Annotated in this window: 16 protein-coding genes; 7 read left to right on the forward strand and 9 right to left on the reverse strand. The window is 44.6% G+C overall.

Annotated elements, in window-relative coordinates; all coding sequences use genetic code 11:
• Positions 1 to 88: 88 nt before the first annotated feature.
• From BS614_RS02265 to BS614_RS02280, 4 genes are all read right to left on the reverse strand, one after another.
• The gene (locus tag BS614_RS02265; RefSeq protein ID WP_074092797.1) at positions 89 to 259 is read right to left on the reverse strand and encodes an aspartyl-phosphate phosphatase Spo0E family protein; all 171 of its coding nucleotides are present in this window, start codon (positions 257 to 259) and stop codon (positions 89 to 91) included.
• A 255-nt stretch (positions 260 to 514) separates the two neighbouring features.
• Positions 515 to 1,897: a transcriptional regulator gene (locus BS614_RS02270; RefSeq protein ID WP_074092798.1), complete on the reverse strand. Its 1,383-nt coding sequence runs from the start codon at positions 1,895 to 1,897 to the stop codon at positions 515 to 517.
• A 273-nt stretch (positions 1,898 to 2,170) separates the two neighbouring features.
• Positions 2,171 to 3,088 carry an aldo/keto reductase gene (locus tag BS614_RS02275; protein WP_074092799.1) on the reverse strand — a complete coding sequence of 306 codons (918 nt, stop codon included), beginning with the start codon at positions 3,086 to 3,088 and terminating at the stop codon, positions 2,171 to 2,173.
• Between the two features lie 147 nt (positions 3,089 to 3,235).
• Positions 3,236 to 4,126, reverse strand: coding sequence for a diacylglycerol/lipid kinase family protein (locus BS614_RS02280; RefSeq protein ID WP_074092800.1), 891 nt, complete (start codon positions 4,124 to 4,126; stop codon positions 3,236 to 3,238).
• A 502-nt stretch (positions 4,127 to 4,628) separates the two neighbouring features.
• Between BS614_RS02280 and BS614_RS02285 the strand changes: the two genes are divergently transcribed.
• The 3 genes from BS614_RS02285 to BS614_RS02295 all read left to right on the forward strand — a co-directional run bounded on the left by BS614_RS02285 (position 4,629) and on the right by BS614_RS02295 (position 9,281).
• Positions 4,629 to 6,146 carry a leucine-rich repeat domain-containing protein gene (locus tag BS614_RS02285; RefSeq protein WP_167544369.1) on the forward strand — a complete coding sequence of 506 codons (1,518 nt, stop codon included), beginning with the start codon at positions 4,629 to 4,631 and terminating at the stop codon, positions 6,144 to 6,146.
• Positions 6,147 to 6,455: 309 nt separating this feature from the next.
• Positions 6,456 to 7,796, forward strand: coding sequence for a glycoside hydrolase family 30 protein (locus BS614_RS02290; protein WP_074092802.1), 1,341 nt, complete (start codon positions 6,456 to 6,458; stop codon positions 7,794 to 7,796).
• 312 nt (positions 7,797 to 8,108) lie between these two features.
• Positions 8,109 to 9,281, forward strand: coding sequence for an MFS transporter (locus tag BS614_RS02295; protein WP_074092803.1), 1,173 nt, complete (start codon positions 8,109 to 8,111; stop codon positions 9,279 to 9,281).
• 184 nt (positions 9,282 to 9,465) lie between these two features.
• Here the strand turns inward: BS614_RS02295 and BS614_RS02300 are convergent, their stop codons facing one another.
• Positions 9,466 to 10,428, reverse strand: a complete 963-nt coding sequence (locus BS614_RS02300) for an endo-1,4-beta-xylanase (protein WP_074092804.1) — start codon at positions 10,426 to 10,428, stop codon at positions 9,466 to 9,468.
• A 259-nt stretch (positions 10,429 to 10,687) separates the two neighbouring features.
• Here BS614_RS02300 and BS614_RS02305 point away from each other — a divergent pair, with 259 nt between their 5' ends.
• Positions 10,688 to 12,982: a 5'-nucleotidase C-terminal domain-containing protein gene (locus BS614_RS02305; protein WP_074092805.1), complete on the forward strand. Its 2,295-nt coding sequence runs from the start codon at positions 10,688 to 10,690 to the stop codon at positions 12,980 to 12,982.
• 83 nt (positions 12,983 to 13,065) lie between these two features.
• Here the strand turns inward: BS614_RS02305 and BS614_RS02310 are convergent, their stop codons facing one another.
• Complete coding sequence (locus tag BS614_RS02310; RefSeq protein ID WP_167544370.1) at positions 13,066 to 14,322, reverse strand: hypothetical protein; 1,257 nt, start codon at positions 14,320 to 14,322, stop codon at positions 13,066 to 13,068.
• A gap of 840 nt (positions 14,323 to 15,162) precedes the next feature.
• Here BS614_RS02310 and BS614_RS02315 point away from each other — a divergent pair.
• Positions 15,163 to 16,608: a DEAD/DEAH box helicase gene (locus BS614_RS02315; RefSeq protein ID WP_074092807.1), complete on the forward strand. Its 1,446-nt coding sequence runs from the start codon at positions 15,163 to 15,165 to the stop codon at positions 16,606 to 16,608.
• Between the two features lie 80 nt (positions 16,609 to 16,688).
• Here the strand turns inward: BS614_RS02315 and BS614_RS02320 are convergent, their stop codons facing one another.
• Positions 16,689 to 18,101 (reverse strand): DKNYY domain-containing protein, encoded by a 1,413-nt coding sequence (locus tag BS614_RS02320; RefSeq protein WP_074092808.1) that lies wholly within the window; start codon positions 18,099 to 18,101, stop codon positions 16,689 to 16,691.
• A gap of 245 nt (positions 18,102 to 18,346) precedes the next feature.
• Between BS614_RS02320 and BS614_RS02325 the strand changes: the two genes are divergently transcribed.
• Positions 18,347 to 20,215, forward strand: coding sequence for an AbfB domain-containing protein (locus tag BS614_RS02325; protein ID WP_074092809.1), 1,869 nt, complete (start codon positions 18,347 to 18,349; stop codon positions 20,213 to 20,215).
• Between the two features lie 168 nt (positions 20,216 to 20,383).
• Here BS614_RS02325 and BS614_RS02330 read toward each other — a convergent pair whose 3' ends face one another.
• Positions 20,384 to 20,977 (reverse strand): hypothetical protein, encoded by a 594-nt coding sequence (locus BS614_RS02330; protein ID WP_074092810.1) that lies wholly within the window; start codon positions 20,975 to 20,977, stop codon positions 20,384 to 20,386.
• A 268-nt stretch (positions 20,978 to 21,245) separates the two neighbouring features.
• Here BS614_RS02330 and BS614_RS02335 point away from each other — a divergent pair, with 268 nt between their 5' ends.
• Positions 21,246 to 22,106 carry a GNAT family N-acetyltransferase gene (locus BS614_RS02335; protein ID WP_074092811.1) on the forward strand — a complete coding sequence of 287 codons (861 nt, stop codon included), beginning with the start codon at positions 21,246 to 21,248 and terminating at the stop codon, positions 22,104 to 22,106.
• Between the two features lie 49 nt (positions 22,107 to 22,155).
• Here the strand turns inward: BS614_RS02335 and BS614_RS02340 are convergent, their stop codons facing one another.
• Complete coding sequence (locus BS614_RS02340; RefSeq protein WP_074092812.1) at positions 22,156 to 22,701, reverse strand: hypothetical protein; 546 nt, start codon at positions 22,699 to 22,701, stop codon at positions 22,156 to 22,158.
• Between the last annotated feature and the right edge of the window lie 86 nt (positions 22,702 to 22,787).

The following is a 22,787-nucleotide window of genomic DNA, read 5'->3' on the forward strand; positions in this document are numbered from 1 at the left end:
GTATTCATTAGTCAGTTAGTCGGTTAGTCGGTTAGTTACTCATGTAACTAACTATAGTATACAAAGACGCAAATGTAAATAGGCGAACTTAATTCATCGCCTTTCCTACCTTGACTCTGTTGTATTGATTAATAAGCCCGTCCAGGACTACGGATTGCTGGATCACTTCCGGATGAAGCAGACTGCCGTATTCCATATGCATGCGATATAACAACTGTCTGGCATCTTCGATCCGTGATATCAAATCCAGGCGATCCATAGTATCCCTCCTTTTTGTCATATTTTAGTGTATTATGCCAATCATAAGCGCATGTGAGATACGACATACTTATTCTTCCACTTTAATACACAAAAAAAGAACGCTTCTGAATAAATCAGAAGCGTTCTTTACTTTCATTAAGTTCCAAATCCATGATCAGCGGGTCTCATAATTTCGGGGTTCGGGCTTTCGGGATTCGGGCTTTCCTTGCCTGGGACAGGTTCCGTAGCAGGAGCTACGATGAATACAACGATACTACAGGTAGCTATCAGCAAAGCCAACTTTCTCTTCATTGAGTTTCTGCACCTCACTAATTATCATTTTGTATTGCTGTTTCGCCGTCTCAGATGCAAATTCCCGGTATTGCTCAAACAGTCCGACACCTCTAAGCATACCTCGTCCACTGCTAATTTCAATAGAAAATTTTAAACTATCTAGCACAAATTCTATACCTAAATGATACTCGTCTTTCTTTAGATAATATGCACCCAAATCTGCTAAAAGTCGTAAATATCGATCATCCGTAACCTGTCTGCTCACTTTGCCAATTCGGTTACTCTGTTCCTGATAAGTGAAGTACGATTCATACTGTTTGAGAACATGATCAATATCCTTATCATAACGATTAGCCGCTGTTACAATATCACACAGCGCTGGGAATATCTCATTTTCCTTCGTCGAGATATACGCCAGGTAATCTGGTAATACCTCAAACTGTCCACCCATTAAATGATATATATATCGATTAGCTTCAGCCCATTCTTGAAACTGATTCATTACTACGATTTCATCTTTATCCGGGTTCCTCACCCAACGATTATCCGAATATAAAGAAACATATTTAAGTGCCCCAATGTAGTCCTTCAATTGATAACAGGCACTTCCTGCAGCTAGATCGGAGTATAGAATATAGAAAACAATTGGTCTTTTGGTCTCTTCTTGTTTCCGTCGGCCATTCATCTCATAATGGATGGACGCTTTTATTTTCAATTTTTCAGATAACTCCTGAACCTTGTCCCATCTATGCAATGCTCCAAAAGCATTAATTAGTTCGTTAAGCGCATCCAACTGGTAGCGTTCATCCAGCCGATCCACATAATATTCGAACCGAGATGCAATAATCAGATTCCGGTGCTGATCATTCGTCAGTCCCAACCGGAACAGTCGATACTGACAGAGTGCAAGCCGCTCGGAATGTTGCATTTTCTCGCTTTCAGCAATGTTTTCATATAGAAGAATTGCCGGTTTGAATTTACCCGCTTGGAAGAATTCTTCAGCCACATCAAATAATAAAGGAATATAGGATAGATTATCCATCATCAGACGAATAACCTCTTCAATACAGTCCAACTTGTCCAACTCGGCACAGCGATGAAGGAAGGGTCCCAGTCTTCGCCAGTCCGGGGTCGCGTGTACAAAACACTCATCTATGTATAACTCATAGAAGTAACCTTCTTCCATTCTCATGGCGGAAGTAATGCGATCCAACTGCTGCATGGCAATCGGCCGATTTTTATTCAAAATATTGCTGAGCGTACCCGAATTAATCCCTGACGTTTCCGAAAAATGACTAATGGACATCTGTTCACGCTTCAGATAACTTTCCAAGTGATCGCGTATCGTGGTTGTCGACTCCAAACGAACACCACCCTCCAAAATAAAAAAACATAAACAGGATTATCGGTATGCAAAAGTAATTATATGTAATTAGAAAGTATCGGTCAATATAATAATTTCAACTAATTTGTATTAAAACCATTTTAATCCTTTTATAAAACGGACACTCCTATCCTTATTTTATATCGAAAACGCGCCTGACATCAAACCTGAAAATAGACAAAAAACACGAGCCATCTACGGGCTCGTGTTCTCAACTGACTCAGCAGTCACCATGCTCACTGTAACTTGGATTTAAGGCAGTATATTACCTGCCGCACGGTAAATTTCATACCACTCTGGACGCGTGAGATGAACATCTCCTGCTTTTACACAGTCTTGCAGACGTTCAATATTCATCGTGCCTGTCACAGGTTGCATCTGTGCAGGGTGACGAAGCAACCATGCGATTGCAATCGTTGTATTGCTCACGTCATACTTCGCAGCAATCTCGTCGATCTTTGCATTCAATTCCGGGAACTTGTCGCTACCCAGGAATACACCTTCGAAGAATCCGTACTGGAACGGGGACCACGGCTGAATGGTGATATCATGCAGACGACAGTAATCAAGAATGCTACCGTCACGGTTAACCGCGGCATCGTTCTCCATGTTCACGTTGATGCCACTGTCAATCATCGTCGTATTGGTAATACTCATCTGCAACTGGTTGGCTACCAGTGGCTGTTTCACGTATTTTTTCAACAATTCGATCTGGTTCGGATTCTGGTTGGACACCCCGAAGTGACGCACTTTGCCTTCGCGCTCCAGTTGATCAAAGGCTTCAGCCACTTCCTCCGGCTCAACCAATGTATCTGGACGGTGTAGAAGCAGAACGTCAAGATATTCCGTTTTCAGACGTTGCAGGATGCCATCGACTGAATTCAGGATGTGCTCTTTGGAGAAATCAAACATGCCTTTGCGAATACCGCATTTCGATTGAAGAATCATATTTTCACGAACTTGGGGATTCATCTGTACCGCTTCGGCGAAAATCTCCTCACATGCTCCTGTACCATAAATGTCGGCATGGTCAAAGAAATTTGCCCCAACCTCCATTGCAGAACGAACAAAATGTTCGGCTTCCTTACCGTCTAGTGAATTAATCCGCATGCAGCCCACCGCGACTACAGGTACTTCTAGTGCACTGCTGCCCAATTTAATCGTTCTCAAGATGTTTTCCCTCCATATTCGAATATTATCGTGTATCTTACCTTTGATTGTGACATATATCTGCAATCGGTTTCAATAGCTTTATCCTACATTCATATGGAGAAATGATAGGTTCTTCATTCTAGCCTATAGATCCGAAAGAATAAACTATACTTCTTCCGGTACAATGACCTCAATATGCCTTGGCAGGACACGGATATGAATCGGCAGGGAAGGACCTTCTTCCCCATCTACATTGGTGCGAATGGCTTCGTCTGAGCGAACATGAACTTCTTTGGCTGTAAAATAGTCCACGTCCTTATGGTCTTTCAGACTACCAAAGAAAAGGGAAGTGCCGAGGGTCAGACTGTTGAACACACTGATATTACGAACAACAAAACAATGTATCAGACCATCGTCCACCTCTGCATCCGGGGACAACTTCTCGAATCCTCCGACCGAGTTGGTCAGCGCCGCCAGAAAAAGTGGCGATTCCCCCTCCCAGAGCTGTCCGTCATATTCAATGGTTAGATGATTGGCTGGTGTATTCACCAGGTCTTTCAAGCCTTCTTTGAGATATGCGAATGATCCCAACTTCGACTTTTCTTCCGAGGATACGGAGAACAAAGCTTCCGCCAAAGAACCCGCAGCCACAACGTTGGCAAACAGGCGATCATTGATTTTCCCCAAATCCACGATATGCGTTTGATTCGAACGTAACTGCCTAATGGCTTCTTCCGGGTCAAGCGAGATATTCAGCGCACGTGCAAAATCATTCACCGTACCTAGCGGTATAACGCCTAATCGGGGGCGATGATCCTGATCCATCATGCCGTTAATCGTCTCATGCAGTGTACCGTCGCCTCCGATGGAGATGACCAGATCACAGCCGTCTTTGCAGGCGCTCAGACAGTAGTTGGTGGCATCACCTTCCCCGGCCGTCTCATTAACCACCACCTCATACTGCTGTGACTCCAGAATTTCTCTGACTTGGGACACATACTGCTCGGCCTCTTCCTTACCTGACGATGGATTACTAATGATCATGGCTTGGCGCATACTCACATCTTCCCCTCCAAATTGGCATCTTTACTTCATCTTTACCCGTTTCAAGGGTGGGTTGAATAGGGTCTGCGGGAGATGTTTTATTTTTTTTGATAAACATGTCTCTGAAGAGTGCAGAGCAGGGTTTGTTTCATATAGAATAGAAGTAGAGAAATACCCATTACGAAATTTCTTGTTCCTTTTCCCTGTTGACGGGTTAATAACTATAGATGTGCTTTGAGCCGAACCTGCATATGTTAAACTCTTCAATTCACACTGAACACTCCCGTGGGCAGAACAACCTTCCGGTCGCTGTTATCGTGTAGATACTAGAATCAATTTCATAATACCTTTAGCTGCTTCAATCAAGGCTAGATATAGATCAAAATGGTTTAATTTGTCTATATCTAGTTACAAAAATCCATTTTAGTGAGTTATGAAATTGATTCAATATACTTATCTAACTCAATCTGTTCGGATGATTTTATAATTCTAAAAATCGGAGGGAATGCATGCAATGAGAAGAATGACGCTATTATTTCTAGTATTCATCCTGAGTCTCGGGGCATCGGGGCAAGCCATGGCTTACACAACTACGGACTTGGGCGAGGGAATCATTGAAGATCCCGCTTTGGAGGACGGACTGAAGTTAATCCTGAACAAACCTCTGGATATGCCATTAACTTCAACGGATCTGGAGCAGCTTGAGGTGGTGGATCTGAGCAATGCAGGTATTCACAGCCTGTCCGGTCTCGAATATGCAACCAACCTGACACACCTCCGATTATATGGGAATGAGATTGAGGATCTCACACCGCTGGCGCACCTAACCCAGCTTCGCGAGATCGATGTTCGCAATAATTACATTACATCCATAGACGCACTTACTGAATTAAAAGACTTGGGACGGCTGTACATCAGCAACAATTCCATTTCTTCCATAGAGGTTGTACGTGGGTTCAACCGATTACATACGTTCCACGCCAGCGGTAACCAGATTGACAATCTTTCGGCCCTCTCGGATGCGGATGCACTGAAGTGGCTTGAGATTTCGAACAATACCATTAGCGATCTGACACCGCTCATGGGTAAAACCCGACTCCAGCAACTCAATGTAGCAAACAACCAGATTCAGACGCTGGACGTACTGGCTGAACTGCCAAATACACTGCGGAATCTGAATGTGGCAGGTAACCAAATCACGGATCTGACACCACTGGAGCACATGACACGCCTTCGGACACTTGATATCTCTGGTAACCAAGTACAGCATCTCAAGGGGCTTGAGAGACTAACTGGGCTGACGGAACTGAATGCAGAGTCCAATCAGATCTATGATCTGGAACCTTTACGGCAGCTTTCCAGCCTGGACGTGTTGAAATTATCCAACAACCGGGTGTGGGATCTGACACCGATCGCAGGTTTTACGTTTACCCGTGATCAATCAGCGACAAATGTTATACAGGATATCTCGGCGTCTACCTCGTTATCCTCCGGTATTCAGACTTCTGTCTCAGAGGTTGAGCCTGCCGGACTCACGGTGCAGAACAATTATCTGGATGTTGTGAGTGGCAGTCATACGATGCAGCTTCTGAACCGGATGAATGTGCGGGAGCAGAAACGAACGCCGCAGGGCAGCTTCCAACGTCTGATTGAAGGGTCCACCACCGCCTATGTCGGGGATCGTGCTTATGCACTGGATGCTGCACCTTTTATCGATGAAGGCCGGACCTATGTGCCTCTGCGTTTTGTCTCGGAGCAGTTAAACGCCCGTGTGAACTGGAACAGCGGTACGCGCGAAGCTGTGATCACACAGAATGACAAGACCATCCGCTGGAGCGTGGGTAACAAACAAGTTGTCGTGAATGACAAGCTTGCGATCAATGACGCTCCTCTTCTGATGAAAAATGGTAAAGCATTTGTCCCGGTACGCTTCATTTCAGAGCAATTCAATACCTCTGTTGGTTACATCGGAAGCAGCAAAACAATTCTGATTTTTGAAAATAAACAGCTTGGTGAGAGTGTACAGCCTTAAATAGTGTCTCACGTTCATTTCCAGCCATAAGAGAATATGAGAAACATAGCAAAGTCCCCGTCTGAACGATCAGCGGGGATTTTGTTGTGCCATGACAGTTGTATTATGACATTGGATAATGGTATATGGACATCGCCGATCACAAGCAAATACAGCATACGATCTGTCTATGCGAATACGAACTCGTGATACTCCATCTTCGATTAGGGTAAATTTCACACGGTTTAGCATATCTTCTTTTGCCGTGGGAGTTGTTATACTGAACGTAATATATATGACAACTGAGGTTCAAGCGAGGAGGAAATTCACATGACATTCACGCTCACTGGTTATTCCACAACCCAAGACAGCCCGTGGAGAGAGCTATCTTTTGTGCCGACTAATGAAAGCGCTAACTTAAAACTGACGGGTGAACAGCACCAACTTGTGGAAGGGTTTGGCGGTTGTTTCAACGAACTTGGATATATTGCTCTGTCCCACTTGAATGAGGAGCAGCGCCATGAGGTATTTCACTCTCTCTTCCATCCCGAGGGCGAGCACAAGTTTAACATCTGTCGCCTGCCGATCGGCGCAAGTGATTATGCAGAGCAGTGGTATAGCCACAACGAGGTAGACGGCGACGTGGCCATGGAACATTTTTCGATCAAACGTGATTTCAAATATCTGATTCCCTACATCAAGGAAGCTCTGACTTATAACCCGAACCTGCAATTCTTCGCCTCGCCATGGAGTCCGCCAACGTGGATGAAGTCGCCCAAAGCCTATAACTATGGGACACTGCGCTGGGAGAAAGATATTCTGGAGGCCTACGCCCTGTATTTCGTAAAGTTTGTACAGGCTTACCGTGACGCAGGCATTACGATCCATCAGGTGCATGTGCAGAACGAAGTGATTGCAGATCAGAAATTTCCTTCTTGCATGTGGACAGGCGAGCAGCTTCGTGAGTTTATTGCCGATTATCTGGGCCCGGCTTTTGACAAACACGGTCTGGATACGGAGATCTGGCTGGGAACGATCAACGCCCCTGATCCATGGGAGGAATTAATCAAGAAAAAAACAAATGACTTCGATGAGTACGCCGGGCTTGTCCTGAGTGATCCAAAGGCCTATTCCTATATCAAAGGTGTTGGGTATCAATGGGCAGGCAAAAATGCCATTCAACGTACCGCGGCGAGTTATCCGGAGCTTCGTTATATGCAGACCGAGAACGAATGCGGTGATGGCAACAACTCATGGAACTACGCCAAATATGTATATAACCTCTACCAGCATTACTTCAGCAACGGAGTGAACGCGTACATCTACTGGAACATGGTTCTGGAACCCAAAGGCCGCAGCACATGGGGCTGGGAGCAGAACTCCATGATCACTGTAGATCCGGACAATAAGGAGGTTACTCGGAACCCCGAGTATTATGTGATGAAACACTTCGCTCATCATATTGTGCCTGGTGCTCGAAGAGTCGGTCTGTCTGGCGCGTGGAGCGGGAAATCCGTTGCTTTCCGCAACCCGGATAACAGTCTCGTCATTGTCATCAACAATCCATTCCAGGACCGTCGTGACCTGTATCTAACCCTTGAAGAAGGACAGACCCTACACATGGAGCTGGAAGCCGATTCATTCAACAGCATGGTTATTCAACCGAAATAACTAATCCAACACATCGGTAAAAGCGTGGATATCAATAGCGTCAGCCCCCAAGGATTCCCCGGGCCGGCGCTATTTTTTTATGGGCCAGACCATGCATATTGTCAGCATAATTACTCCTGTAGAACACAAGCTGAAGACGACTTAAAGATATGACGTTTCACTTTTTATATTTACAAATCTATAAATCTAGATATAATGTAATCCAGAGAACTTACTCTCATGTCCATCATATTATAGGAGGCAAGGCAGGCTCATTTCAGCATAATATATCTATTTTTCTGTATATTTAAATTTATTGGAGGTACGCTTTACATGAAATCACAACAGGTCAATCCACTCCTTATCTTGATGCTGGCACTCGGGGTATTCGGAATTATTACAACAGAAATGGGAATCGTGGGGGTACTGCCTCAGGTTGCGAATAAATTCAACATTACGGCTGCACAGGCAGGTTGGCTGGTCAGTGTATTTGCGCTGGTCGTAGCCATTGCGGGTCCCTTTCTCACCTTGCTGGCGTCCGGAATTAATCGCAAAATCATCCTTTTAACCGCTGTGCTGATGTTTGCCATTTCGAACGTCGTCTATGCCTACGCCACAACATTTGATACCATGCTTATCTTCCGTATCATTCCCGCGTTATTCCATCCCGTCTTCTTTTCCGTAGCCCTGGTCACCAGTGCCCAACTCGTACCAGTAGAGAAAAGTAGTCAGGCCGTCGCCAAAGTATTCACCGGAGTTACCGCAGGCTTTGCCTTTGGCGTGCCACTGACATCGTATCTTGCTGAACGGCTATCCCTCGAAATCGCCTTTCTGTTTGGAGCGATAGTCAGTGTAGTTGCTTTGATCGGCATATGGATCTGGCTACCCTCCATGCCCGTGAAGGAAAAGATGTCCTATGGTAAGCAGCTTGGTATTCTGCGCAAACCTGGATTATGGCTGAATGTAGCCGCAGTCATTTTTATATTCGCCGCCATGTTCTCCGTGTACAGCTATTTTGCCGAGTACCTTGGACAGGTCACTCACATGAGCGGATCATGGATCAGTGTCATGCTGACCGTCTTTGGTGTCGTCATGATTATCGGAAATTTGGGGTTTGGACAGTTTCTGCGTAAGAGCGTGGTCCGAACTGTCCTCATGTTCCCCCTGCTGTATGTAGCAGCTTACGCACTCGTCTATTGGGCCGGTCCCCACTTCATGTGGATGGTTATTGTAGTCATCCTCTGGGCATCCGTGCATTCAGGAGGATTGATTGTAAGCCAAACCTGGTTAACCGCTGAGGCGCAGGATGCGCCTGAATTCGGCAACAGCTTGTATGTATCCTTTTCCAACCTAGGTATTACCTTGGGTACTGCCATCGGCGGCTGGTTCATCGCAAACCTGGGAATACATCAATTGATCTGGAGCGGAATGATCTTTGCACTGATCGCTTTTGTATTGGTTTGGATTAAAATTAAATTCTTCTCTTCACGATCCTCGGTCGCTTAAATTCCAGGACGGCCCTCATACGGATTCTAGGCTCCCTCCACGAGTGATTCACCAAACAAAGGAGCCAAAAGATTCGCACACCAAATAGCGCCATATTCCCATGCTTACCATGAGGGACAGGCGCTATCTGGTGTTATATAATTACCGGATTTCAAGGGATGCTCAGACTCATCAATACCCGGGCTTAAGGATTGTTCGCCAGGTAATTTCTCAGCCATTGCATAGCCGGACGTTCTGTACCGTTGCTATTGACCAGATGGGAGCCGCTCACCCAGGTTTGATTCTGGTTGTAGCCCCACAGTGTTACACCTTTAACAGCAGAGTGTTTCCAAAGCACAGGGAATTTCTGCTGATAACGCTGCAATTGTGTATTATCGTCACCTGTCATATCCAGCTCGGATACATAGATTGGCAACCCTGTCGCTGCAAGCTTGTTCAATACCGTGTTCATCGTGCTTACAGAAACGTTGTCCATATTGAAGTAATGCGCTTGGATTCCAATACCATCAACTAGACCTCTGTTTTTCAAAAGGTTGATAATCTGGATATATTGGTCCGCTTTAGCGGGATCACCGATAATACCATATTCATTAATTAACAATTTGGAGTTAGGGAAGGCTTGTCTCGCCTGTTGGAATGACCAGATGACCCAGTCCCAACCCGTTGCCCCATCTCCACCAATGGCATTGCGATAGGATGGTTTCGCATGCAGAGGTTCGTTCACAACATCAACAAAGGCAGACTTCGAATACCGCTGTCCTGCGGCTTTAATCCATTGTGTCACTTCAGCTTTCTGATCAGCGGCTGAGAGACTGTTAATCCAATTTGGCTGTTGATTTCCCCATACGAGCGTATGGAATTTGAACGGAAATCCGTTGTTGTTAGCATAGTTGTAGGCCATGTCCGCCTGGCCCCAATTCATTACGTTGCGTGTGCCTTCAATAGCATCCCACTTGGTTGAGTTCTCCGGAGTTACTTGATTCCAATAGGGGCTAAAATTCGAAGGAACTTGGCTAGCTATAATATTTCCCAAAAATTTGCTGCCTTTCGCCAAACCAGCACTCACACTGCCCACCGCAACTGAAGCAGCGAGAATCCCTACCAACGCCAGTGAGCCGACTGTTTTGAACCACTTAGACTTAATCAATGATTTTCCTCCTTAGATTCATTTTTGTAAAGCGCTTACAAACATCATTTTACTGGATAATTTTGGTTTTTAACACCTGTCAAATTATAGTATTTTATTGTAAAAAAGTAGAATTCAGTGCCTTTTCTGAAGTTATTTATAGAATCACACTCTTAAATCCAACATAACTCTTACATTGGAGTTTACATTCACCAGATGTTTATCTAGTATGAAATGATACATATCTTTACACACACTAGATAACAAGGGAGATTACAACATGCGCAAAATTTCAACGAAACGTTTCGCCGGATGGCCTTTATCGTTCCTCTTATGTGCCTCCATTTTGTTCGCCCCTTTTGCTTCCACTCCGGTTCAGGCTGCTGAGGCAGACAAGGAAACCAAGATTACGTTGCTCGGCACATCGGATATTCATGGTCGATTCATGCCGTGGGACTATGCTCTGGACGGTCCAAACCCAACCGGCAGCATGACACAGCTCTACACCATTGTGAAAAAAGTCCGTGCTGAGAATCCCAACACGATCCTTCTGGATGCAGGAGACATGATACAGGATAACTCGGCTGAGTTGTTCAATGATCAACCTCAATCTCCCATGATGGTTGCAATGAACGAGATGAAATATGACGCATGGGTTATGGGTAACCATGAGTTTAACTTTGGGCTGGACGTACTGGAGAAGATCTCTTCCCAATTCAATGGACAGCCTCTCGTGGGTAACATTTTCAAAGAAAACGGCGACCGTTACATGCCTGCCTATACGATTATCGAGAAAGACGGAATCAAAGTGGGTGTTATCGCAATGAACACACCTATGATTACCGAGTTCGAGAAAGGTACAGATCACCTGGACGGCATCATCGTCAAAGATCCTGTGGAAGAGACCAAGAAGGCCATTGCTGAGCTGAAAGGCAAAGTTGATGTCATGGTTGGACTCATGCATATGGGATTGGATAACGAGAACGGAAATCCGGGCACCGGAGTGACGGATATCGCCAACGCCAACCCGGAGCTGGCTGCCATTTTTGCCGGACACATGCATACCTTGATTGAATCCCAAACGGTTAACGGTGTATTGATCTCCGAACCGAATAAATATGGCTCACATATCTCTCGAATTGACCTTACATTTGAAAAAGATGGCGACAAAGTTTTGCTGAAAAGCAAGGAAGCTCAAGCTCTCGCTGTAAAAGCAGCAGACGGAACATATGAAGTCTCTGATCCTGCGCTGGAAGAGACCTTGCATCCATTCCACGAGTTCGCTCGTGCCGATGCCAACATCGAAGTGGCTGAACTAAAAGGAACGAACCTGGTCCCTGCTGATGAGATTAAGGGTATCCCTGCGGTGCAGATTCAGGAAACACCTTTGTCTGACTTTTTCACCGAAGTGATGTTGCATTACAGTGATGCCGATGTGGTCGCGCACCAGATTGATAACGACAAAGCCAAGCTGGATGTAGGCCCGATTAAGAAAAAGGATATTGCATTCAACTACCAATACACCTTCGGTGAAGTAACCGTGTATGAAGTGACCGGACGTGATCTGATGGATTATATGGAGTGGTCTGCGGGGTACTTCAACTCCACACGCCCGGGTGATGTGACCGTCAGCTTTGATCCGAAACGACGTGCTTCCAAATACAGCACCGATGATTTCTTCGGCGGCGTGACGTATGAGATTGACCTGACCAAGCCATACGGCAGTCGGATTACGAATCTCAAGTACAGCAATGGATCCGTTGTCAAAGAAGACGATACGCTAAAGCTCGGTATGAATGCCTACCGGATGGAAGCTCTGATTGCCAAAGGCGGTGCCATGGAAGGACGTAAGTTCAAGCAGCTCTGGTCCTCCAAGGATGCCTCGGCATTCGGTGAGATTCAAGGCACGATTCGCAACCTGTCCATCGCCTATCTGAAAGATGTCATGAAAGGTGTCTACGAACCGAAGATTCAACACAACTGGAAAATCACTGGCGTAGACCTGACTGCACCAGAGCGTGCAGATGTGGTCGAGTTAATTAACGATGGCATTATGTCTGTGGCAACAACGGAAGATGGCAAGTACACCAACATTGCCTCCATTAACATTTTGGATGAGGTGACTCAAGAAGAGATTGATACACTATCTGCCAAAGCAGGTGTGAGTGCAGCACAATTCGCAGGCGTGAAAAACAAGGGAGCATTCTATCAACAGCTGAACAAGGCTCGCAAAGCAGTAGGTAGTGGTGAGGGAGCAACTACTCCTACACCTGAGAAGCCGACAACGCCAACAGTACCAAAACCAACACCAACTCCAGGCACGTCGAAACCTGGTAAACCATCCACACCAAGCACGGGTAAACCAGGAACTGTCACCAAAGGCAAACAAGCCAAGGTTACAGCGTCTTACCTGAACGTACGCGCTGGCGCTTCATCCAAAGCGAAGGTCGTTGCTGCCGTACCGAAAGGTACCCTACTTGAGGTGATCAGTACAGACAAATATGGCTGGGTAAAAGTGAAGCTGGATGGACGTGTAGCATTTGTATACGGGAAATATGTGAGTATTTTGAAGTAGTACGCTATAAATTTTAAGAATTAAGAAAGTGGATATCCTTCCTATATAATGGGACCACTTTCTTTTTAAATAACATCAAACTATTAATCCTTGTTTCTAATATGCACATGATCACTATGCAAAATTTCAAGTTCCCACTCTTCATTGGAGATGTAGTATGTATTCTCATCATTTTTAATAGTATTACCTTTTATTATTTTCCCTTCTCTATAATCCTCAATTAATTCAAACTGTCTGAATCCTTCCGGAGACATAGTTCTAATATAGTTCCCAGTAATCAAAGAAATATATGAAAATACAACACTCACAAAAATTATAAAACATGGGATTGTGCACATTATTAAAATTCTTAAATTCTTCTTAAAACTCTCGTTGGGTTCATTGTTTGCAATTGTATCGTCGGAATTGAAAAGTTTGTTTCTAGTAAAAAGAACTATTTTTGAACTATAAAAAGAAACGCAACAAGAGATGATAAAAGTAATAATTATCCCTACAGGATATATGTCTATTCTCTTAAGCAAAGTTAGAGTGAAGTAATGATTCAAAACAAAAAAAACAATATAAATAAATGGGAATATAGCAATTGATACAACTACTCTGAGATTATTTATTTTATTGACCAAAATAACAAAAATAGAGGCTACGCAAAAAGATATAATTAAAATGAGAATTGATGCCTTTTCCATAAAGTATGAGAACGAATCTACCATGCCAAATATTTTTTCAAATACATTCATACATAAAATCACAATAAAGATTCCATATACTATTCCGGAAAAAAACATCATTGGATTTTTTATCATTACTACTGTAGACATAATTAACCCCGCTAGTAGAATCGGGATAATCCAAACAGGTAAGAAAGTTACAAATCTATTAATAACGTCGTTTCCAGGAACAAAAAAAATCGATATTCCCAGATGCAAAACAAAGATTATCAATATGGCACTCATCAAAATAGCAAATAAATTTTTCAACTTAGAAATATTCATTAAAGAAAATAAACTAATAAAAGCTAAAAATAAAAATATTGAAATCAATGAAACTGAGTGAAACTTAATCGGTACTGGATTTATAGTGATGTTCAAAATTGAAGGAAGGTTTTCAATATTTCCCGAAAAGTAATATCCATAAATAAAACAATAACCCAATATGTAAAAATAAAAGAACAAGGATGAGAATAACGTTATTATTGAAGCTATTATTTTCAAAACTGAGTACGGGCCATTGTAAATTTTTTTCAATGTTGGGTATGTTGATTTTAATCTATTGACTTGTACCGTCAGTCTTTCGAGGAAATTCTCGAATTCAGAGCTATTTGTCCGACTAGGTTTATCCACAGAGTTCTCTCCCATTCTATTTTAAATCAAATTCAAAACCATCTTCCCTCCCTCGTTATTATCTGATTTATAACTATTATTAGAAAATTCACAATACCATAAATTATATTTAATTTCCAAACATTACACTTAATATTTCTTTTGAAAATTTTCATAGTAGAGCAAAGAAAACCGACTGGCATATAACTGTTGTCCTATTAATCGGTCACAAAGCTACAAAATCCACACTTTACTCTTTGACTCTTAAGGATTTTGCAGCGATAAGAAGTTCCTTGTCCAGCCAAGACCCAGCAATTTCTTTTGATATCTAAGATGCTTATTTAAAGTAAACTCTGTCATGTCAGGTATACTCCCTTTTCCTAAATAAACAAAGACAATCATGCCTAGCATTTCATATAGATATTAGATGTATCTAATGCTCGTTATACATAATGTAGTATTTTAAAGAACTACTAATGTCAAAGTGATTCTTTTATGACTAGTTACATAAATGTAATTTACCATTCGAACACGATTAGCTGCACACAGACTGTACGTAGACTCGCAAACTTAGTTTTGGCCAAGCTATCTCAATCAGAATACTGGATCACACGCATCCTTCTGTTCTGTTAAACACTGACACTTAGCATACTCCGATTTCCATTCCAACTCGGATAAACAAAACGATAATTGAGCTGCTACATTTCGTTTCACGCGGAACGTACCTAATAATCTAATGATCCATTTCAATTTACTCCGTTAGCCTGCCTGCATATAGAGTATAATGAAGAGGTATACGATAAATGTACGGTGCAATGCTTGTATGTAGAGTATTCAAAACTAACGCAAAAGAGGTAAACGATGAGCGAGCAACAATTTAAAGATTATGGACTTGGTGAAGAGATCGTAAAAGCACTGGACAGTCTGGGCTATGAGACACCAACCGAGGTACAGACTAAAGTTATTCCGGTAGCACTGGAGAATCAGGATCTTGTGGTCAAATCACAGACAGGCAGTGGTAAAACAGCCGCCTACGGCATTCCGCTCTGTGAGCTGGTGGATTGGAATGAGAATAAGCCACAGGCTTTGATTCTTACACCAACCCGGGAACTGGCTTTGCAGGTTAACGAAGATATTACGAATATCGGCCGCTTTAAGCGTATTAAAGCAACCGCACTATACGGACAGTCCCCTTTTCATATCCAAAAAGCAGAGTTAAAACAAAGAACCCACGTGGCTGTTGGTACACCAGGTCGGGTACTGGATCATATCGAACGCGGCACGCTGCCACTCGAACGGATTGCCTATCTCGTCATTGACGAGGCCGATGAGATGTTGAATATGGGCTTTATTGAGACAGTACAGTCCATCATTCAGAAACTGCCGCAGGAGCGAGTAACGATGTTGTTCTCCGCTACGTTCCCTGAAGATGTAGCCAAGCTGTCACGCAAATACATGAACAAACCGGTAGAGATCGAGATCAAGGCAAGTGGACTGACAACAGCCACGATTGAACATGCTGTGATTAACGTGCCAGAGGTGAACAAAACCGCGCTGCTTCAGGACTTGTTCATTGTGGAAAATCCCGATAGCTGCATTGTGTTCTGCCGTACGCAGGAGAATGTGGATAAACTGTTCCGGGTCATGGCTGACCTGGACTACCCAGCAGATCGTATCCATGGTGGCATGGAGCAGGATGAGCGGATCGAAGTAATGAACGCATTCCGACGTGGACAATTCCGTTATCTGATCGCGACAGATGTAGCTGCACGTGGTATTGATATCACCAATATTACTCATGTCATCAACTACGATATTCCTTTGGAAAAAGAGGGATATGTTCACCGCACAGGCCGTACGGGTCGCGCAGGCAAAACAGGTAAAGCCATTACGTTGATTACACCGAAAGATGGCAGACGTCTCGCCGAGATTGAATCCTATATCGGATTCCAAATTCCTGTCGTGAAAGCACCTTCCGAAGAAGCTGTAGATCGCCGCAGAGAAGATTTTGAGAAGCGATTGAAGATTGTGCCTGAACGCAAAAAGGACAAGCGTGAACAGTTGAACCAACAGATCATGAAGCTGAACTTCAACGGAGGCAAGAAGAAGAAACTGCGCGCTGTTGACTTTGTAGGTACCATCGCCAAGCTTGAAGGTGTAACCGCAGACGACATCGGGATCATTACGATTCTGGATAATGTGACGGATGTAGAGATCCTGAACGGCAAAGGCCCCCTCGTACTGGAGCTCATGCAGAATACAACGATCAAAAAGATGCAGCTCAAGGTTCGCAAAGGTCACAAATAGTTTGGTAAACACGGTCAAATAAATAGAAATTCAAACAGGGATAGTGGATTCTTTTCTAAGTCTACCATCCCTTTTTTTCATTACCTCTTCTTTTTCCGCACTGTACCGCCTTCCACCGTATACCGAAATAGCGCATCTTCGGCGCCCCCGATATCATCCGTAACCATAAACGTCGCTGCATCTCCCGACTTATAAACCCCGCCCGTCACAAAGCTGAACACCACACGCTCATCTTTGCCCCAATATTGATTCAGCATGACAAATGTACTGCCGTTAACTCCCTTCACTGTGCGGTTTCCATTGGCATTATACAGACCATTCTTGTCCGTGGCCCAACTCTGGGGATCGGCATCGAATAGATGTGTAAAGCTGGCTCGATCGATATGTTTATTTGGTTTACCCCATAGATACACACGATTGGCATCCACTGCCCAGCTACCGGAAGGTGTTATTAACTCAACCGTTGCTGCATCTGCCCCCTTGATAATCTGAAGCACATCGTCAGGATGACCGAAGGGCTGACTTGTCCGAACAACCTCGGCACGATACACATGATGCTGATCTTTGGAAAGGCCAAGGTGTTCCGTTCCGGCATAAGTTTCAAAATGCTGAGCATCTGCCTCGTCGACACGGTATCCGTTGTAATACACATGATTGCGGTCACGTCCAAAAGGTCCACCTAGTGACTGGAACGTATCCGGGTCTGCTCCTTTTACAGTATGCCACTGAAAATAAACACGTTCCCGGTCCCGAGCAAACTGCTCATCCAACGGTTCAAAGGTAGACCTTTCTGCTCCACGAATAAGGTTGAATACCGCTTTTGCTTCTCGATGAGCCGTACCGCCCCATTCTGTTTTATAAAAAATAGACGACGCAGTCTCAACCCAATTCCCTGTGATCTGTGTAGCGCCCTCTGCACTGTGGGCATAATGCGCATGCCACCAGCCATGTACGTCGGCATGATGTTCTTGCAGCCATGCCCTCACCTCATCTTTTTCCCCATTCGCATAACGAAGAGAGCTGGACAGATGGAACAAGTGGTCCTTGTCGGTACAATAATCGTGATGAGCAATCACAGCATTTGTATCGATATCCTCAAATAGATGAAAATGCGTGCTGCTCTTCACATATAAATAACGTTGGTCCTGAGCAAAGTAGGGCGTATCCGGCAACAGCCGGAAGCTGTTCGGATCGGAGTCAGGCACTGCCTGATCTTCCAGATAGACGTACTGAGAGTCGCAGCAGTAATCTTCATCGATCACACGAAGAGCTTCCGTATCTTGGCTGAACAAACTCGCCTTATTCTTGCGGGCATTGAACCACCATATTCCCTGACGATCACGCAGATAGGCGAAGGTCAACCATCCCTTTTGATAAGTAGAGATGACTTCAAAATCCTGAGCGGTAATGCCTCCCTTAATCGGAGTGTTCGTTCCATCCTCGTCATTATGCAATTTTACTTGAAGGTCTTCATCTACAATAAACTTGTTCATGACGGTCCACCCTCCAACCATGATGTGAATTCAGTCTAGCTTTATTTTAACGTGTGTATCTGATCCTCTCTACATCATCGTACTTGATATTTAGGAACATTTCCTCTGCTCTCACCGCTCAGCCCCGTTGAAATGCCGGTTTGTTCAGCAATGGATGGATTGTTCACTTGAAAAAGAGTCTGACCCAACTAAAATGTAAATGAAAGCGCTACATTTAATCTGATATCTTTCGGGAGGTGTATGTAATGGGTAACAGGAAAGCCGTCTGGTTTCTGGTCTTCGCACTCACGTTCACCCTGTTTGGACTTCATCCTGAACGGACAAGCGCAGCAAGTATCACGATAACCAACGGTACCGATTGGCTCGATACCGCAGGCAACCCCATCCATGCGAACAGCGGCAACATTCTGCAGGTAGGCTCGACGTATTATCTGTACGGTGAACATGCGGTGGGCGGCAGGTTCGACAGCGTGAACGTCTACACCTCCACCGATCTGAAGAACTGGACTTTCAGCAACGCCATCCTGACGAAAGATTCTGCAACCGAGCTGGCCTCCAGCAAAATTGAACGCCCCAAAGTCATCTATAACGCCTCCACTAACCAGTATGTGCTCTGGGCACACTATGAGAACGGTACGGACTACAACCTCGGGCGTGTAGCGGTCGCAACAAGCAATACCCCGAATGGCAAATTCACGTATGAAGGCAGCTTCCGCCCAATGAATTATGAATCCCGTGACATGACCGTCTTTGTTGATACAGATGGCACCGGTTATCTGGTTACTGCTTCACGCAAGAATGGCGGTGCCAATGATACGATGGCTATTTTTAAAATGAATGCAAGTTATACCGGAATACAATCCTTCGAGGGTTGGCTGTTCGAGAACGCCTACCGTGAAGCACCTGCCGTTGTGAAAAAAGGCAACCGTTACTACCTCTTCACCTCCCAAGCCGCTGGCTGGTATCCGAATCAGGGTGCTTATACTACAGCAACTTCCATGACGGGTCCATGGACTGCGCTTACGCCATATGGCAATCCATCTGCCTTCGGTTCGCAGATTCATGATATTGCCACGATTACAGGCAGCAACTCCACATCCTACATCTACATGGGGGATCGCTGGAATCCGATGAACCTCGGAGAGCACAAACATATCTGGCTGCCGCTAAACTTGAATGATTCGAACGGAACAGCATCACTGGAGTGGTATACAACATGGAATATCGATGCAGTAACGGGTGCAGTAACACCACCTGCCCTCGTCAACCATGCCCAAGGCAAAACAGCTACCGCTATCTCCACAGCCTCCGGTTCGTCTGCATCCAACGTCAATGATGGCAATTACCAGACTTCATGGGTGGCTTCCTCCAATAGCTGGCCTGCCTGGTGGCAGGTGGACTTCGGCGCACCGAAGACGATCACCGAGATCGATACGTCCTGGTTTATGTATAAAGGTTCCGAAGGGTACTACAAATACAAAATTGAAATTAGCAACGATGGAGTCAATTACTCCACCTTGGATCGCACCAACAATCTGACCTATGGCTTTACGACCGATGCTGTGCATTTCACAGCCCGTTATGTGCGGATTAATATGGTGAACGCGGTCTTATGGAATAATCCGGGGAACTGGTACACCCCAACCCTGCACGAGGTCAAAATGTTGGGTCCTGCAACACCGGAAGCCACAGGTTACAGCCGTTTCAGTTCACACAACGTTCCGGATCGATACATCCGTCATGCCAATTACACCGCTCGCGTGGATGCCAACGTCTCCCCTGTTCTGGATTCACAGTTCCGCGTCGTACCAGGTCTTGCAAGCTCCACGGGAATTTCATTGGAGTCCATTAACTTCCCAGGCTACTTTCTGAAGCGTAATGCCAGCAACAAAATTGTACTTGAAGCTTACGCCAACACCGCTGCCTATAAGGGAGATACTACGTTCCTAAGCAGTCCTGGTTGGGCTGATAGCACCAAAGTATCCCTTCAATCGTACAGTCAACCCGGATATTACATCCGGCATTATGACTACGTGTTACAGCTCGATGCGATCACCGCATCCAGCAGCTCGACTGTGAAGAGTGATGCTACGTTTGGGCGAACCAATTTCTAATGAACTAACTGGATGGTAATGGGATGAACTGAACGTTGGACACCAGAATCTACGTCTTAACCAAGAAAGGCCACTTCTTCAGAACAGAATCTTCTGAGAAGCAGCCTTCTTTGGGTTGCGGACAAACCAAAGAGCAGGTGTTTGCCAGATTCACAGACACTTCATGAACTACAGTGAATTATTAATGATTTCTGTGAAGGGCTTCATGTTGTACGTATCATCCTGAATCCGCCATTCTCCCTGATCCTGCAAAAAGGTGATATCGCCCGATAACGGAATAGACTTGAACTCCTTGCCGTTCTCGTCTGTAAATTTCAGATCTAGCGTGTACTCCACAAGAATCCAGTCGCTCTTGTTATCTTTGATCTTGGTTTGTATATTTTCAGGATGCAGTTTCGCTTGTTCGATGTGTGCAACCTGAAGAGGCAAGACAATATATCGATTAGCCATATAAGCCTCATAATTCCTGGAGGTCAGGAACGGCTTCATGGTGTCTCCTTTGGCCAATAACCCTTCCATCTCTAACGTATCCTCATAGTCCTTGCCATCCACAGTGAGTTCTGTTGTCTTATACTCCAGTGACATTTCGAGCGCTTGTTGCTGCTCCTCCGCAGTCGCCTTCTGGTCCCCCGTATCACTTGGCTGTTCCGTTGCTGGTGGAGTGACGGGTTCAGTGCTTTCCGCTGGTTCAGATGATGTACATCCCATTAACATGGCGGCGGAAAGAAATAATATACCCATCACATATGCCAACTTGCGCATGGTTAACCCCTCCCTTTCTCGTCAGTATTACTCTCAATTATCCCTTCAATAGGATATAATGTCCAGTTATTGGACACATCTGAACAGACACCCAGTGAATTACATCCATTGGGTGTCATCTTCATCATAGATTGTGTTATAGTCATCGGGAAGTGATTTGGAGGAGATAATGATGATGATCAAAATTACAACTGGACCAACTCTCGAAGGATAGCGCCTGCGGGTCCAATAACTGCGTGTTTCCTTCAACAATGAAGGTGTGAAAGCTATGTCAACTTATCAAGTCGTTCCTATGATCTATGATTCCAAGGAACAGATTGAAGCTATTATTTTACTCGAACAACAATGTAAACAGCTTGATTCCATTCATCTAAAGGCAGACCTTGACCATATCAGCAAAAAAGACGGAGACCATGCACTCCTCTGTTATCGCCACGGTGATTTGGTAGGACTCCTCAGTTGGTATCCATCCGACGGCGTAACCGGGAATATTAATGCCATCGTACACCCAGATTTTCGTCGCCAAGGTGTGTTCGGCAGCCTACTGAAAAGAGCCATCCTGGATATGAAACCACAAGGAATTAACCAACTCAGTTATCGCGTTCCTCAGGGCTTATCTCCGGGTGTTCATACTGCCCAATCCCTCGGAGCCATTTATGATCGTGCGGAATACTCGATGCAATTTGTGAATGAGGTCCCTTTGGTTGTGGAGCCGCCTGAACTAACGTTGTCCTTGGCAGAAGCCGAGGATATGGAATTTATGGTCACTTGCTCCTCCCAAGCCTTTGGAGATTCGGAGGACTGGACACGCGAGTACTTTATGCAAACAAATGAACCCAGCCGAGTCACCTATATTGCATGGCAGAATCAACTGCCTGTTGGGCTGGTACGGGTCAACTCTATTAATGCAACAACCGCATTTATTCATAACTTCTGTATCTTGCCTGCTTATCAGGGACAGAAACTGGGGCGCACTGCGCTTAGCATCCTGGTTGATCTCCTAAGGAAACAAAGTTACACAGATATTCGCTTATCCGTTGTTACCGAGAACAAACGTGCTTTGAATCTGTACCGCAGTGTTGGTTTTGAAGTGAATTCTGAGTATCACTATTTCAACGGTAGTTTATAAAAGGCAGTAGAGAGAGATCGTTTTCTGCAAAGGGAGACGGTCTCTCTTTTTATATATTGGAGAATTGAAAAATCAATTTATAACCATCGAACGTTTGCCCGTACATCTCCCGATAGTTACCTTTAGTATAATTATCCACTGTTTTTCGCCAGAAAGATTGGCCAATCTTATTTTTCTCCGATGGATTGGTGAACAACTCCCAGTTTCCTCTAAACATGCTGAAGATCGTTGATGCCACGTGTTCAGCAACGCCTACACCTCGAAACGGCTGCATCAGAAAGAAGTCATGTACAAAGAAATTCGTGCCTTGTGAACAATATGGCGGAGTAGCTATGAACGTAAAACCTGCCGGTATGCCATCCACAATCATGAGGAACGGATAAAGACACTCCGTTTTTTCCCACCAAATGTTCTGTACATCATACTGATCCTGTAACGTTTTGTAATCAGGACCTGGTTCAAAAATGCCATGTTCGTTCGGGGTATGCTCTCCACCTGGACCATAATGTCCGGATAGATCATGAAGGTATAGCGGGTACATATTTTTAATCACATACGCCTCATCTTTATTCGTTAATTTCACTTCTATATTCATATTCACCAACCTTACCAGATGATTTGAAAACTTATTTCAAGAACTCTCATCGCGCATCCTTGCACCATCAAATGAATTGTACGCGC

Source organism: Paenibacillus xylanexedens (genome assembly GCF_001908275.1).
In the GTDB taxonomy this organism is placed as follows: Bacteria; Bacillota; Bacilli; order Paenibacillales; family Paenibacillaceae; genus Paenibacillus; species Paenibacillus xylanexedens_A.

Coding starts and splice junctions, on each gene's coding strand:
- BS614_RS02335 (WP_074092811.1), top strand. CDS start 21,246: ATGTCAACTTATCAAGTCGTTCCTATGATCTATGATTCCAAGGAACAG.
- BS614_RS02340 (WP_074092812.1), bottom strand. CDS start 22,701: ATGAATATAGAAGTGAAATTAACGAATAAAGATGAGGCGTATGTGATT.
- BS614_RS02330 (WP_074092810.1), bottom strand. CDS start 20,977: ATGCGCAAGTTGGCATATGTGATGGGTATATTATTTCTTTCCGCCGCC.
- BS614_RS02315 (WP_074092807.1), top strand. CDS start 15,163: ATGAGCGAGCAACAATTTAAAGATTATGGACTTGGTGAAGAGATCGTA.
- BS614_RS02325 (WP_074092809.1), top strand. CDS start 18,347: ATGGGTAACAGGAAAGCCGTCTGGTTTCTGGTCTTCGCACTCACGTTC.
- BS614_RS02305 (WP_074092805.1), top strand. CDS start 10,688: ATGCGCAAAATTTCAACGAAACGTTTCGCCGGATGGCCTTTATCGTTC.
- BS614_RS02265 (WP_074092797.1), bottom strand. CDS start 259: ATGGATCGCCTGGATTTGATATCACGGATCGAAGATGCCAGACAGTTG.
- BS614_RS02290 (WP_074092802.1), top strand. CDS start 6,456: ATGACATTCACGCTCACTGGTTATTCCACAACCCAAGACAGCCCGTGG.
- BS614_RS02320 (WP_074092808.1), bottom strand. CDS start 18,101: ATGAACAAGTTTATTGTAGATGAAGACCTTCAAGTAAAATTGCATAAT.
- BS614_RS02280 (WP_074092800.1), bottom strand. CDS start 4,126: ATGCGCCAAGCCATGATCATTAGTAATCCATCGTCAGGTAAGGAAGAG.
- BS614_RS02295 (WP_074092803.1), top strand. CDS start 8,109: ATGAAATCACAACAGGTCAATCCACTCCTTATCTTGATGCTGGCACTC.
- BS614_RS02285 (WP_167544369.1), top strand. CDS start 4,629: ATGAGAAGAATGACGCTATTATTTCTAGTATTCATCCTGAGTCTCGGG.